At 52.4% G+C, this 15,000-nt stretch carries 4 protein-coding genes, 5 tRNA genes, 6 rRNA genes and 1 other annotated feature (2 of these 16 running past the window's edge); of the genes, 14 read left to right on the forward strand and 1 reads right to left on the reverse strand.

Translation table 11 applies throughout. The features are described from left to right. From CBW65_RS09455 to rrf (CBW65_RS09465), 3 genes are all read left to right on the forward strand, one after another. Positions 1-135 (forward strand): 23S ribosomal RNA (locus tag CBW65_RS09455) (it extends 2,794 nt beyond the left edge of the window). 62 nt (positions 136-197) lie between these two features. Next, positions 198-284, forward strand: a tRNA-Leu gene (locus tag CBW65_RS09460). A 2-nt stretch (positions 285-286) separates the two neighbouring features. Further along, positions 287-403: ribosomal RNA gene (rrf, locus tag CBW65_RS09465) — 5S ribosomal RNA — on the forward strand. A gap of 53 nt (positions 404-456) precedes the next feature. Here the strand turns inward: rrf (CBW65_RS09465) and trpS are convergent. Further along, positions 457-1,452: a tryptophan--tRNA ligase gene (trpS, locus tag CBW65_RS09470; RefSeq protein WP_087456599.1), complete on the reverse strand. Its 996-nt coding sequence runs from the start codon at positions 1,450-1,452 to the stop codon at positions 457-459. 124 nt (positions 1,453-1,576) lie between these two features. After that, positions 1,577-1,822: a binding site (T-box leader), on the reverse strand. 113 nt (positions 1,823-1,935) lie between these two features. Between trpS and topA the strand changes: the two genes are divergently transcribed. The 11 genes from topA to CBW65_RS09535 form a co-directional block, all read left to right on the forward strand. Next, positions 1,936-4,302 carry a type I DNA topoisomerase gene (gene topA, locus CBW65_RS09480; RefSeq protein WP_198299797.1) on the forward strand — a complete coding sequence of 789 codons (2,367 nt, stop codon included), beginning with the start codon at positions 1,936-1,938 and terminating at the stop codon, positions 4,300-4,302. Between the two features lie 327 nt (positions 4,303-4,629). After that, positions 4,630-6,176, forward strand: a 16S ribosomal RNA gene (locus CBW65_RS09485). Between the two features lie 159 nt (positions 6,177-6,335). Beyond that, positions 6,336-9,264 (forward strand): 23S ribosomal RNA (locus tag CBW65_RS09490). Positions 9,265-9,381: 117 nt separating this feature from the next. After that, a 5S ribosomal RNA gene (rrf, locus tag CBW65_RS09495) occupies positions 9,382-9,498 on the forward strand. Together the 16S, 23S and 5S rRNA genes form the textbook arrangement of a ribosomal RNA operon. 60 nt (positions 9,499-9,558) lie before the next feature. Next, positions 9,559-11,409 carry an AAA family ATPase gene (locus tag CBW65_RS24800; RefSeq protein ID WP_232463473.1) on the forward strand — a complete coding sequence of 617 codons (1,851 nt, stop codon included), beginning with the start codon at positions 9,559-9,561 and terminating at the stop codon, positions 11,407-11,409. Beyond that, the gene (locus CBW65_RS09505) at positions 11,396-12,583 is read left to right on the forward strand and encodes a hypothetical protein (protein WP_087456601.1); all 1,188 of its coding nucleotides are present in this window, start codon (positions 11,396-11,398) and stop codon (positions 12,581-12,583) included. The genes CBW65_RS24800 and CBW65_RS09505 overlap by 14 nt, the downstream gene beginning before the upstream one ends. A gap of 136 nt (positions 12,584-12,719) precedes the next feature. After that, positions 12,720-12,795, forward strand: a tRNA-Lys gene (locus tag CBW65_RS09510). A 19-nt stretch (positions 12,796-12,814) separates the two neighbouring features. Next, positions 12,815-12,891 (forward strand) — tRNA-Arg (locus CBW65_RS09515). 93 nt (positions 12,892-12,984) lie between these two features. Next, positions 12,985-13,061, forward strand: a tRNA-Asp gene (locus tag CBW65_RS09525). Positions 13,062-13,082: 21 nt separating this feature from the next. Then, positions 13,083-13,158, forward strand: a tRNA-Phe gene (locus CBW65_RS09530). A 352-nt stretch (positions 13,159-13,510) separates the two neighbouring features. Next, positions 13,511-15,000, forward strand: a 16S ribosomal RNA gene (locus tag CBW65_RS09535) (it continues 56 nt past the right edge of the window).

The following is a 15,000-nucleotide window of genomic DNA, read 5'->3' on the forward strand; positions in this document are numbered from 1 at the left end:
GCCCACCTCAAGATAAGACTTCCCACACGGTCAACGTGGTAAGACCCCTTGTAGAAGACAAGGTTGATAGGCTGGAGGTGGAAGCGCCGCGAGGCGTGCAGCTGACCAGTACTAATCGGTCGAGGGCTTATCCTAAGTAAGTCCACACTCACTATCTATCGCATCCAGTTTTCAGGGAACACACCCTAATTCAATACGCGGTCATGGCGGAATTGGCAGACGCGCAAGATTCAGGTTCTTGTGGGGGCAACCCCGTGGAGGTTCAAGTCCTCTTGACCGCACCATATTTAGTGGCAATGTCGTGGAGGTCACACCTGTTCCCATCCCGAACACAGAAGTTAAGCTCCACAGAGCCGATGGTACTTGGACCGCAGGGTCCTGGGAGAGTAGGACGTCGCTAGGCAAAGAGAAAAGACTCTATCTCATATGAGATAGAGTCTTTTTGGTATTTGCCCGCTAAAACATGCGCAATCCCATTGCATCACGCACTTCCGCGATCACTTTTTCCGAGGAGGCTTTTGCTTTGATCCGACCGGCTTGAAGCACTTCGATCACATCGTCATCTGTGATCTGATTGCGCCGCTCCCGGAAAGGCTCGACGATCGAGGTCAGCGAACCTGCCAGGTGCTTTTTGCAATCGACACAGCCGATAGCCGCTTGCCGGCACTGTTCGGCGAGGCTGCTGATCTGGTCCTCTTTTGTAAAAAAGCTGTGCAGATGGTACACGTTGCACCCTTTGACGGTCGGATGGCCAGGTTGATTTTTATAAACGCGTTCGGGGTCGGAGAACGCTTTTTTCACTTTGCTGTGAATCGCATCGGTCGCTTCCTGCATCGAGATATAGGTATCATCCGCATCCGATTTGCTCATCTTGCCCTGTCCGGAGAGGGACGGAATGCGCACCGCATTTTCCAGCAGGGGCTGCGGTTCCGGGAAAACGTTTCCGTAAAGCTGGTTAAACCGCCGGACGATCGTCCGGGCCATCTCCAAATGCACCACCTGATCCTCTCCGACCGGCACGACGGTGCCTTTGTGAATCAGCACATCGGCCGCCATCAGCACCGGGTAGCCGACCAGACCGTAATTTACATTATCGGGGTGCTTTTTCGCTTTTTCTTTAAAGGTCGGGCAGCGCAACAGCTCCCCGAGCGGCATCACCATGCTGAGATAGGTATGCAGCTCGCAGATGTCTTCCGCGATCGAACTTTGCGCGTACAGGGTGGAGACATTCGGATCGAGTCCTGCAGCCAGGTAATCTTTTGCCACGCCGATCACATGCCGGCGCAGGTGCTCCGCGTTCGGGTGCGTGGTCAGAGAATGCAGATCCACGATGAAGAAATAGGCATGGTAGTTGTCCTGCAGCCGCTGAATGTTTTGCATCGCTCCGTAAAAGTTGCCCAGATGCAGTTGCCCCGTCGGGCGGATCCCGGAAGTTACGATTTGTTTAGCCATCAAAATCCCTCCAAAATGTTGTTGTCTGCTTCGTTTGCTCGATACCATTGCAAGTTTGCTGTTGCCACCAGCCATCGCTCATGCGCCATCACTCCTTAGGACAAATAAAAAAGGGCCTTCATCCGCAAAGGACGAAGAACCCGTGGTGCCACCTTTATTAGCCTGCGCCAAAGACGCAAACTCACTTTTCGGTACTCAACTTCAATACCTAGTCTCTTGTATCGGTGAGACACCTCCGCCAAAGCCTACTCCTCACGTTTCGGTCTGGAAGCTCCGAAGCCCATTCAGCAGCACTTTCACACTGACTCGCACCAACCGTCAGCTCTCTGAAGTGTCCATGATGCCTACTCTTCTTCATCAACGCCCTGCAATCTGGAATTGTTTGTATTCTACTCTGCCCCGCAGAAAAGTGCAACTGCTTTTTTCGCCCACATGGTATACTGGGGGGAGAATGTTTGTTCGAGAAAGGATGTTGTGTGGACGTTGGCAAAACATCTGGTGATTGTAGAATCCCCCGCAAAAGCAAAAACGATTAACACCTATCTGGGGAGCGACTATATCGTGAAAGCCTCGATGGGCCACGTGCGCGACCTGCCGAAAAGCGGGCTCGGCGTGGAGATCGAGAAGCAGTTTGAGCCGCAATACGAAGTGTTAAAAGAAAAATCAACCGTCGTTCGCGAACTTCGCTCGCTGGCGAAGTCGGCCGACCGGATCATTTTGAGCACCGACCCCGACCGTGAAGGCGAAGCGATTGCGTTTCACCTCGAGTCGCTGCTGCGCCCGAGCAACCGCAACATCGAGCGCGTGGAGTTTCATGAGATCAACAAAAACGCGATTTTGCAGGCGATGAAACATCCGCGCAGAATCGATTACCGCCTGGTCGACTCACAGCAGGCGAGACGGATCTTGGACCGTTTGGTCGGCTACAAACTAAGCCCGTTTTTGAGCCGCAAAATCAAGCATGGGCTGTCGGCGGGGCGGGTGCAGTCGGTTGCGCTTTTGCTGATCGTGCAGCGGGCCGATGAGATTGAGAATTTCAAGCCGGAAGAGTACTGGGAGATCAAGGCGCAGGTGCATACCGATCCGCAGGCGCCGCTGTTCACCTGTGCGTTGGAGAAGATCGACGGCAAAAAAGCCAAAGTCGGCAAAGGCGACCTCGCAGCCGCGATTGTGGCCGAAGCGAACGAACAAACGTTCGTTGTGCAGAAAGTGGAGCGTGCGGAGAAGAAGCGCTACCCGGCGCCGCCTTTTACGACCTCAACTCTGCAGCAGGAAGCGGCGCGCAAACTGCGTTTTGACGTGGCCAAAACGATGCGCGTGGCGCAGCAACTGTACGAAGGGATCAGCGTGGAAGGGAAGCCGGTCGGGCTGATCACCTACATGCGGACCGACTCCACACGTGTGGCGCCGGAAATGCAGCAAAAGGCGCTGAAGAAGATCGAAGAGTGGTACGGACCTCGATATCGTCCGGCACGGGCGAATTCATACAAGTCAAAAGGCGGCGCGCAGGATGCCCACGAGGCGATTCGTCCGACCCATCTGGAGCTCACTCCCGATCGGGTCAAATCGCAGCTGACCGCCGAGCAGCATCGGGTGTACAAGCTGATTTATGAGCGCTTTTTGGCCAGCCAGATGGCGCCGGCCGTCTATGATACGGTGTCGGTGAGCATCCAGTCCGGGCGTTTTGGCTGGAAGGCGAACGGACGCACGCTGAAGTTTGACGGCTTTTTGAAGCTGTATGAAGAAGGTCGGGACAGCAAACATGCCGGCGATGACAAAGTGGATGAAGAGCCGATGCTGCCGCCGGTGGAGGAAGGGCAGAAGCTGATTTGTGAAAAAATCACACCGTCGCAGCATTTTACGAAGCCGCCTGCCTACTTTACCGAGGCCAGCCTTGTCAAAGAGCTGGAGAAGCGGGGGATTGGACGCCCGAGTACGTATGCGTCGATCATTTCTGTTTTGAAAGCGCGGGAATACGTGGTTGTGGAGAACAAGTTTTTTCACCCGACCGAGATCGGCAAAGTGGTGTGTCAGACCCTGGTCGGCAATTTCCCAGCGCTGATCAACGTGGAATTTACCGCCGATATGGAAAAGCAGCTCGACCAGGTGGCGGAAGGGGACCGCGACTGGCGCGGGATGCTGCAGGCGTTTTATGATCCGTTTGCCCAGACGCTGGAAGGCGCGATGAAGACGGCGGAGAAGGTCGTCCTCGGCGAGGAGACGGTGCTTCCGTGCCCGGCCTGCGGGCAGAAGCTGTGGAAGCGGACGACAAAATACGGTCTGGTCTATGCCTGCGGGGGGTATCCTTCCTGTAAGTTTATCGTTCCGGTGGGCGGGGAGACGCAGGTGCCGTGCTTGTCGTGCAGCAAACCGCTGTATCTGTGCGATGTGACGCCCAAGGGTCGGAAAAAGGCGGTCAAGCAATATCACTGCTATCAGTGCCGGGCGAAATTCGGCTATGGAAAAGGCGGCCAACCGGAACCGCTGGCGGTGGAGACGGAGCATGTCTGCGAAAAATGCAGTCAGCCGATGGTGCTGCGAAAAGGGCGCTATGGGGAGTTCCTGGCTTGCAGCGGATATCCGAAGTGCAAACATATTATGAAAGTGGACAAGCAGGGCAACCCGGTGGAAAGCGCGCCGAAGCTCGTGCAAGTCACCAACCAATGCTGTGCGAAATGCGGTTCGGTGATGGTGGCGCGGGAAGGCAAAGGCGAAAAGTTTCTTGGGTGCTCCGGCTATCCCCGCTGCCGGTCGACCGCAAAATGGAGCGAGACGGTTCAGGTGATCGACGAGCTCGAATTTGCGGAAGTGAAGAAGCGGTACAAGCAGGTGAAAAAGAAGAAGAAGTAATAGTTGTAGTTGTGCCTGTGATGATCCCGAACGGCGAGTCTTGAGCTGTTCGGGATTTTTTATAGGAAAAATTTATCGGTTGTGCGTGAATTTTGTAAAGCGAAAACAAAATCAGGAGCTTGTCTCACGGGAATGCTGAATATGACGGCTCAGGGCGGAATTTGTTCTGGGATGAGGGAAAGGTTGCGTTGTGAGGTTGTTTGATCCCGTGGTAAGATAACTCTTGTCGCCGCGAGAGACATGCGGTGGTGGAAGCGATTGATCCTTGAAAACTAAACGAGTGTTACAGAGAGATGACGCGAGTCAGAGATACAAACTTTTTCAACTTTTATTGAGAGTTTGATCCTGGCTCAGGACGAACGCTGGCGGCGTGCCTAATACATGCAAGTCGAGCGGACTGATTCGGAGCTTGCTCCGATGATGTTAGCGGCGGACGGGTGAGTAACACGTGGGCAACCTGCCCGACAGACCGGGATAACGCTTGGAAACGAGTGCTAATACCGGATAGGCTTTTCCTTCGCATGAAGGAGAAGAGAAAGAAGCTCTCGCTTCACTGTCGGATGGGCCCGCGGCGCATTAGCTAGTTGGTGAGGTAATGGCTCACCAAGGCGACGATGCGTAGCCGACCTGAGAGGGTGACCGGCCACACTGGGACTGAGACACGGCCCAGACTCCTACGGGAGGCAGCAGTAGGGAATCTTCCACAATGGGCGCAAGCCTGATGGAGCAACGCCGCGTGAATGATGAAGGCCTTCGGGTTGTAAAATTCTGTCTTCTGTGAAGAACAAGTGTGAGAAGAGAATGCTCACACCCTGACGGTAACAGAGGAGGAAGCCCCGGCTAACTACGTGCCAGCAGCCGCGGTAATACGTAGGGGGCAAGCGTTGTCCGGAATCACTGGGCGTAAAGCGCGCGCAGGCGGCCATTTGCGTCCGGGGTGAAAGCCCAAGGCTCAACCTTGGGATTGCCTTGGATACGGGATGGCTTGAGGATCGGAGAGGCAAGGGGAATTCCACGTGTAGCGGTGAAATGCGTAGAGATGTGGAGGAACACCTGTGGCGAAGGCGCCTTGCTGGCCGATTTCTGACGCTGAGGCGCGAAAGCGTGGGGAGCAAACAGGATTAGATACCCTGGTAGTCCACGCCGTAAACGATGAGTGCTAGGTGTTGGGGGGTACCACCCTCAGTGCCGAAGCTAACGCATTAAGCACTCCGCCTGGGGAGTACGGTCGCAAGACTGAAACTCAAAGGAATTGACGGGGGCCCGCACAAGCAGTGGAGCATGTGGTTTAATTCGAAGCAACGCGAAGAACCTTACCAAGACTTGACATCCCGCTGACCGGTTTAGAGATAGACCTTCCCTTCGGGGCAGCGGTGACAGGTGGTGCATGGTTGTCGTCAGCTCGTGTCGTGAGATGTTGGGTTAAGTCCCGCAACGAGCGCAACCCCTAAATTGTGTTGCCATCATTTGGTTGGGCACTCACAATTGACTGCCGGTGACAAACCGGAGGAAGGCGGGGATGACGTCAAATCATCATGCCCCTTATGTCTTGGGCTACACACGTGCTACAATGGGCGGTACAAAGGGTTGCGATGCCGCGAGGCGGAGCCAATCCCAAAAAGCCGCTCACAGTTCGGATTGCAGGCTGCAACTCGCCTGCATGAAGCTGGAATTGCTAGTAATCGCGGATCAGCATGCCGCGGTGAATTCGTTCCCGGGCCTTGTACACACCGCCCGTCACACCATGGGAGTTGGCAACACCCGAAGCCGGTGAGGTAACCGCAAGGAGCCAGCCGTCTAAGGTGGGGTCGATGACTGGGGTGAAGTCGTAACAAGGTAGCCGTATCGGAAGGTGCGGCTGGATCACCTCCTTTCTAAGGATTTAAGATTTTTCTAATAGACTTGCGTCAATCTCTGACAACAACTCGTTTAGTTTTGGGGGATCAAACCCTCAAGGTGTTCCTTGAAAACTGGATAGCGAAATAGTGAGTCAAGACATGTTTGAAATGCAGTACTTTCGAAGTGTTAACTTAGGTTAAGCTACGAAGGGCGCACGGAGGATGCCTTGGCGCCAAGAGCCGATGAAGGACGGGGCAAACACCGAAATGCCTCGGGGAGCCGTAAGCAGGCGTTGATCCGGGGGTATCCGAATGGGGCAACCCGGCACTCGTAATGGAGTGTCACTCAGCACTGAATCCATAGGTGTTGAGAGGTAGACCAGGGGAACTGAAACATCTAAGTACCCTGAGGAAGAGAAAACAATAGTGATTCTCCTAGTAGCGGCGAGCGAACGGGGAAGAGCCCAAACCGTGTGGCTTCGGCCATGCGGGGTTGCGGGGCGTCTCACATGGAGTTACAAATCTGTTTGGTAGAAGAACGATCTGGAAAGATCGACCGCAGAGGGTGAAAGTCCCGTATTCAAAATCAACCAGACTCCGAGACGATACCCCAAGTACCGCGGGACACGAGAAATCCCGTGGGAATCAGGGAGGACCACCTCCCAAGGCTAAATACTACTTGGCGACCGATAGTGAACCAGTACCGTGAGGGAAAGGTGAAAAGCACCGCGGGAGCGGAGTGAAAAAGAACCTGAAACCGTGTGCCTACAATCAGTCGGAGGGCGTTTATGCCTGACGGCGTGCCTTTTGTAGAATGAACCGGCGAGTTACGATCGCGGGCGAGGTTAAGGTGAGAAGCCGGAGCCGCAGCGAAAGCGCGTCTGAAGAGGGCGAAAGTTCGCGGTCGTAGACCCGAAACCGAGTGATCTACGCCTGGACAGGATGAAGTTGCAGTAAAATGCAATGGAGGTCCGAACCCACGCACGTTGAAAAGTGCGGGGATGAGCTGGGTGTAGCGGTGAAATTCCAATCGAACTCGGAGATAGCTGGTTCTCCCCGAAATAGCTTTAGGGCTAGCGTTAGAGTAAGAGTCATGGAGGTAGAGCACTGATTGGGCTAGGGGCCCTCCCCGGGTTACCGAACTCAGTCAAACTCCGAATGCCATCGACTTATCTCTAGCAGTCAGACTATGAGTGCTAAGATCCATGGTCAAGAGGGAAACAGCCCAGACCATCAGCTAAGGCCCCCAAGTTCTAGTTAAGTGGGAAACGATGTGGCGGTGCACAGACAACCAGGATGTTGGCTTAGAAGCAGCCACCATTTAAAGAGTGCGTAATAGCTCACTGGTCGAGTGACGCTGCGCGGAAAATGTAACGGGGCTCAAACTAGACGCCGAAGCTATGGATGTCGAAAGACGTGGTAGGGGAGCGTTCCCTGCGGATTGAAGTCAGACCGGAAGGACTGGTGGACTGCAGGGAAGTGAGAATGCCGGTATAAGTAGCGAAAAGACAAGTGAGAATCTTGTCCACCGAAAGCCTAAGGGTTCCTGGGGAAGGCTCGTCCGCCCAGGGTTAGTCAGGACCTAAGCCGAGGCCGAAAGGCGTAGGCGACGGACAACTGGTGGAAATTCCAGTACCACCGCGCTGCCGTTTGAGCAATGGCGTGACGCAGGAGGATAGGGTGAGCGGCCTGTTGGATGGCCGTGTAAGCAGTGAGGCTGAGAGACAGGCAAATCCGTCTCTTGTAAGGCTGAGCTGTGATGCCGAGCGAAATTACAGTAGCGAAGTCCCTGATTTCACACTGCCAAGAAAAGCGTCTAGCGAGGAAGCCGGTGCCTGTACCGCAAACCGACACAGGTAGGCGAGGAGAGAATCCTAAGGTGCGCGGGATAACTCTCGTTAAGGAACTCGGCAAAATGGCCCCGTAACTTCGGGAGAAGGGGCGCTCCGATAGGGTGTTAAAGCCTGAGGGAGCCGCAGTGAAAAGGCCCAAGCGACTGTTTAGCAAAAACACAGGTCTCTGCTAAGTCGAAAGACGACGTATAGGGGCTGACGCCTGCCCGGTGCTGGAAGGTTAAGGGGAAAGGTTAGCGCAAGCGAAGCTTTGAACCGAAGCCCCAGTAAACGGCGGCCGTAACTATAACGGTCCTAAGGTAGCGAAATTCCTTGTCAGGTAAGTTCTGACCCGCACGAATGGCGTAACGACTTGGGCGCTGTCTCAACGAGAGACCCGGTGAAATTGTATTACCTGTGAAGATGCAGGTTACCCACGGCAAGACGGAAAGACCCCATGGAGCTTGACTGCAGCTTGATATGGATGATTGGTACATCATGTACAGGATAGGTGGGAGACTGTGAGACCGGGGCACAAGCCTCGGTGGAGTCGACGTTGGGATACCACCCTTGAGGTATTGATCTTCTAACCTGGCACCCTGAAGCGGGTGTAGGGACAGTGTCAGGCGGGCAGTTTGACTGGGGCGGTCGCCTCCTAAAAGGTAACGGAGGCGCCCAAGGGTTCCCTCAGCGCGGTTGGAAATCGCGCTCCGAGTGCAATGGCATAAGGGAGCTTGACTGCGAGACCTACAAGTCGAGCAGGGACGAAAGTCGGGCATAGTGATCCGGTGGTTCCGAGTGGAAGGGCCATCGCTCAACGGATAAAAGCTACCCTGGGGATAACAGGCTTATCTCCCCCAAGAGTCCACATCGACGGGGAGGTTTGGCACCTCGATGTCGGCTCATCGCATCCTGGGGCTGTAGTCGGTCCCAAGGGTTGGGCTGTTCGCCCATTAAAGCGGTACGCGAGCTGGGTTCAGAACGTCGTGAGACAGTTCGGTCCCTATCTGCCGTGGGCGCAGGAAGTTTGAGAGGAGTTGTCCTTAGTACGAGAGGACCGGGATGAACCGACCGCTGGTGTCCCAGTTGTGGTGCCAACCGCATCGCTGGGTAGCTATGTCGGGAAGGGATAAGCGCTGAAAGCATCTAAGCGCGAAGCCCACCTCAAGATAAGACTTCCCACACGGTCAACGTGGTAAGACCCCTTGTAGAAGACAAGGTTGATAGGCTGGAGGTGGAAGCGCCGCGAGGCGTGCAGCTGACCAGTACTAATCGGTCGAGGGCTTATCCTAAGTAAGTCCAACACTCACTATCTATCGCATCCAGTTTTCAGGGAACACGCAAAGCGGAAGATCGGCTAAAAACCGCGACGTCCTGTCGCAACGCCGATCGACTGTACATCCTGTACGTCTAGTGACAATGTCGTGGAGGTCACACCTGTTCCCATCCCGAACACAGAAGTTAAGCTCTACAGAGCCAATGGTACTTGGACCGCAGGGTCCTGGGAGAGTAGGACGTCGCTAGGCAAATGAAAGACCCGATCTATTGCAGATCGGGTCTTTTTTTATAAAATCAGGGGGAGTTCAATGGAAATCCTGTATTTGTGGATCAAGTCCTATAAAATGATCCACGAGGTGGGCTACAATTTTAGCGGCTTGTATCGATTCTCTTATGACGCCCAAATGGAGATTTTGCATCTACAAATAAACCAGCATCATATTGACGGTTTTTTTGAAGTTGGTAAGGAGCGCTTAGGTGCAGAGCTTACCAATCTGACAGCAATTGTCGGCCAAAACGGAACAGGGAAATCGACTGTCCTGCATTTCGTGAAAGACCATGTGCTGGGGAACGAAGCCATGGAGGCTCCGTCCATTCTTGCCGTCAAAGAGTATGAAGGTGAGGAGTCGCGACTCATTTTGTATGTTCACGAGAGTATCGCGATTCAAGCGTCCAATCATGAAGAGTTTGGATTTGAGTTGCGAAGGTATACCTATACAGACGGGAAACTTGATAACAGAACTACAAAATTTCCTGAACATCCGGCAATCTCGAATACTTCGATCATCTTTTTTTCGAATATTTTCGATGGTTCATTTTATGCTGGGGAAAGCGCTCCGGTCTTGAACATCTCCACAAACTATTTGGTGGCGTATGACAGGGATGAGTTCAAACGGGCTTATCAACGAGTTGCGGTAATTTCGGATGCGCTGCTGCACCGATTTAAGGAAGTGGAGAGACAGGTCGAATTTGTTTTCTCAGACAACTTTACTCAAGTACGTTTTTCAGGACAGATTCCCGAGAGGATCGAAGTTGGTATTTATGAGTCAGAGGTCCTGTCAGAACGATACGCAGAGCTATTTCCTAAACTACTGAACTTCGTAAATTCTTTTCAGCATAGAACGATACGATTATGTTTGCTGCACCACGCATTTATCGAAGCGATTTCCTTTTTTGCAGCTGTGCCGGACTTTTTAGAGAAACAAATAGACGCTTTTCAGGTGGACACAAACTTATCTGAGGAAGAGACCATTATGAAATGGTTCGCGGACATGATAATCGCAATGCAGGAATATCCACGTGATGATTTTATGCGCGGAGAGTTTGAGGAAGCGGCCAATATCTTCGTACATATTGTTGAGATGATCATCTATCTCGAGATGAAAATGCCGAAACCGTGGCAGCCTAAAGACCACTTTTACTTTTCCATAGAAAATGATCGTGAGGAATTCTGGTCATTTTTCAAACTCTATAAAAAATCATACGGGTTTCAGCCGTATCTCACGTTTGATTGGCAGGATATGAGCTCGGGTGAGAAGGCACTATTAAATATCTACAGCAGGTTTTATCATGTGCATCATCGTTGTCAAGACAACTTGATCGTCTTAATCGATGAAGGGGAGTTGTATTTACACCCTCAGTGGCAGAAGGAATTGGTTAAGAATCTGGTGGAGTTTTTGCCGCAAGTGTATCGCAAAGAAGGGGGGAAACGCCGGATTCAAGTGATACTGACGTCCAACTCTCCGTTTGTCGCTTCGGATCTTCCCAGCTTCAATGTGATTTTTTTAAATAAAGCAGCCAACAAACTGCTCGTAATGGACGGCTTGGAGGAACACAACCAGACGTTTGCTTCCAATATCAATACACTACTCGCAAATTCATTTTTCATGAAAGACGGTGTGATCGGTTCTTTTGCCAAATATAAAATCAATCGGGTGATTCAGATGCTCGTAAAAGGTTCAGATCAAACCGTTTCGGACAACCGTGATGAGATCAAAAACACCATCCATATCATTGGCGAACCGCTAATCAAAAACAAACTGCTTCAAATGCTGGAAGATCGGCTGAAGATCAAACTGGTCAGTTTGGATGATGAAATCGCTGAATTGAAGCAACGAATTATGGCGTTGGAAGAGGCGAAGCAGCATGATTCAAATTGAGCGTACGTACCTGTCCAAGCTAGCAATGCAGCATTACGAAAAGTTTTTTGTCGGTAAAGGATATGCTGAGCTGTTGCAAGCGCTGGCGAAGGGTGAGAAGGATCCGCTGGTAAAATCCTTTTATGAAGAGCTGAATCGCCGGCAGATCATGCTCATCACCGGCACGCCTGAGGAACTGCGTCATCTTCTTGATGACTTATTTCACCGTTTCCCTGAGGTGATGGAACGGCTTGTTCGTTCAAAAGCGAATCTGCATGCGGTCAAGCAGAACCTCAAGAAGATCAAGCAAAAACGCTATCGAGCAGAAAGTAATGTGCGGAAACGGCTGGGAAGTGGTCAGGAAGATTCGGCTCTGGAACGGTTGGAAAACTGCAGGAATGCTCTGCGGGAAGCGGAGTTGGCGGCGGAGGTTGCAGAGCACGATGTGAAGATCGCGGATTTGATACGGAGGCAGTTAGCGCCGGTTTTTGATTATGGGAGATTCAGTGCATTGAAGGAACCGGGAGTGGGGGCGTATGCTTTTGCGGAGGCGCTGCAAGTGAATGTTTGTCCGTACTGTAATCGGCAGTACACGTTTACCATCATGCCTCAAGGGGATGGACGGGGGATGCGGCCGCAAGTCGATCATTTCTACGCTAAATCGCTTTTCCCGTTTTTGGCGGTGTCATTCTTTAATCTGATCCCTTGCTGCTCGATATGCAATACTGTGTTGAAGGGAACAAAGGATTTCTATACGACTCCGCATTTGAATCCGTATGAGGGCGGTTTTGAACAGCTACTGGCATTCAGTGTCGAGTTCAATGCGGATTATGCGGAAGAGGATTGGTTGAAAACTTGGTTTGTTCATAACCCGGAGGCGTTTGAACTCAAACTTCGGGCAGTACATGGAGTAGATCCGGAAGCGGTGAAGAAAGCGACCGAAAACAAGGAAACCTTCTTGTTGGAGAAAATCTATAATGACTGTCATAAGGACTATGTCAGCGAGATGCTTATCTCAAGGTATGTTTATAACGATACGATGATCAAAATGTTGATGGATACCTTCAACGATTTGTTTCCATCGCGCGAATCTGTACTGCGATTACTTGCGGGGAATTATCTCGGGCTGCAGGATCAGGGGAAAAGGGTGCTGGCAAAATTAACGTCCGATTTGGTACGGGAATTCAAGATATGAGCCGAAAGTACCTGATCTCCGGGATCGGGCCATTTTGTTGAACAGTTTTGTTCAAGTTTGTTTCGAGATGAAAATTGAGAGTTGATACGAAGGATGATTAGATAGTTCTTGTCGCCGCGAGAGACGTGGTTGATGAGAGCCATTAGCTCAGTTGGTAGAGCAACTGACTTTTAATCAGTGGGTCGAAGGTTCGAGCCCTTCACGGCTCACCACTGTTTTACAAAATAATAAGTGCCCATAGCTCAGCTGGATAGAGCGTTTGACTACGAATCAAAAGGCCGGGAGTTCGAATCTCTCTGGGCACGCCATTTTTACCTGGGGGTATAGCTCAGTAGGTAGAGCGCATCCATGGTAAGGATGAGGTCATCGGTTCGATTCCGGTAAAAGGCACCATTTTACTTGGAGTTGTGGTGTAGTGGCCTAACATGCCCGCCTGTCACGCGGGAGACCGCGGGTTCGAATCCCGTCAGCTCCGCCACTTTATTTTGTAACTGAATATGGCTCGGTAGCTCAGTCGGTAGAGCAGAGGACTGAAAATCCTCGTGTCGGCGGTTCGATTCCGTCCCGAGCCACCAACGTATAGACCTGATCCTTGTGATCAGGTCTTTTTTTGTCAATTGATCTTAGTCTGTACCAGAGATTCTTTGAAAAATAGAGCTTGGGCAATTCGATGGATGAGCAGCCGCAGAATTTGTTTTCTTTTGTTCGAGACAGAGGGTGGAGGCAAACGACCGGGCATGATAAGATAACTCTTGTCGCCGCAAGAGATTCGCGGTGATGAAAAAAGAAGGAAGTTCCTATTGATTTTTAGTAGCGAACGTGTTATTCTGAAAAACGTCGCCGCTGAGCGACACCATCTTGATCCTTGAAAACTAAACGAGTGTTACAGAGATCTGATGCGAGTCAGAGATACAAACTTTTTCAACTTTTATTGAGAGTTTGATCCTGGCTCAGGACGAACGCTGGCGGCGTGCCTAATACATGCAAGTCGAGCGGACTGATTCGGAGCTTGCTCCGAAGAGGTTAGCGGCGGACGGGTGAGTAACACGTGGGCAACCTGCCCGACAGACTGGGATAACGCTTGGAAACGAGTGCTAATACCGGATAGGCTTTTCCTTCGCATGAGGGAGAAGAGAAAGAAGCTTTCGCTTCACTGTCGGATGGGCCCGCGGCGCATTAGCTAGTTGGTGAGGTAACGGCTCACCAAGGCGACGATGCGTAGCCGACCTGAGAGGGTGACCGGCCACACTGGGACTGAGACACGGCCCAGACTCCTACGGGAGGCAGCAGTAGGGAATCTTCCACAATGGGCGCAAGCCTGATGGAGCAACGCCGCGTGAATGATGAAGGCCTTCGGGTTGTAAAATTCTGTCTTCTGTGAAGAACAAGTGTGAGAAGAGAATGCTCACACCCTGACGGTAACAGAGGAGGAAGCCCCGGCTAACTACGTGCCAGCAGCCGCGGTAATACGTAGGGGGCAAGCGTTGTCCGGAATCACTGGGCGTAAAGCGCGCGCAGGCGGCCATTTGCGTCCGGGGTGAAAGCCCAAGGCTCAACCTTGGGATTGCCTTGGATACGGGATGGCTTGAGGATCGGAGAGGCAAGGGGAATTCCACGTGTAGCGGTGAAATGCGTAGAGATGTGGAGGAACACCTGTGGCGAAGGCGCCTTGCTGGCCGATTTCTGACGCTGAGGCGCGAAAGCGTGGGGAGCAAACAGGATTAGATACCCTGGTAGTCCACGCCGTAAACGATGAGTGCTAGGTGTTGGGGGTACCACCCTCAGTGCCGAAGCTAACGCATTAAGCACTCCGCCTGGGGAGTACGGTCGCAAGACTGAAACTCAAAGGAATTGACGGGGGCCCGCACAAGCAGTGGAGCATGTGGTTTAATTCGAAGCAACGCGAAGAACCTTACCAAGACTTGACATCCCGCTGACCGGTTTAGAGATAGACCTTCCCTTCGGGGCAGCGGTGACAGGTGGTGCATGGTTGTCGTCAGCTCGTGTCGTGAGATGTTGGGTTAAGTCCCGCAACGAGCGCAACCCCTAAATTGTGTTGCCATCATTTAGTTGGGCACTCACAATTGACTGCCGGTGACAAACCGGAGGAAGGCGGGGATGACGTCAAATCATCATGCCCCTTATGTCTTGGGCTACACACGTGCTACAATGGGCGGTACAAAGGGTTGCGATGCCGCGAGGCGGAGCCAATCCCAAAAAGCCGCTCACAGTTCGGATTGCAGGCTGCAACTCGCCTGCATGAAGCTGGAATTGCTAGTAATCGCGGATCAGCATGCCGCGGTGAATTCGTTCCCGGGCCTTGTACACACCGCCCGTCACACCATGGGAGTTGGCAACACCCGAAGCCGGTGAGGTAACCGCAAGGAGCCAGCCGTCTAAGGTGGGGTCGATGACTG

It is taken from the genome of Tumebacillus avium, assembly GCF_002162355.1.
GTDB lineage: Bacteria > Bacillota > Bacilli > Tumebacillales > Tumebacillaceae > Tumebacillus_A > Tumebacillus_A avium.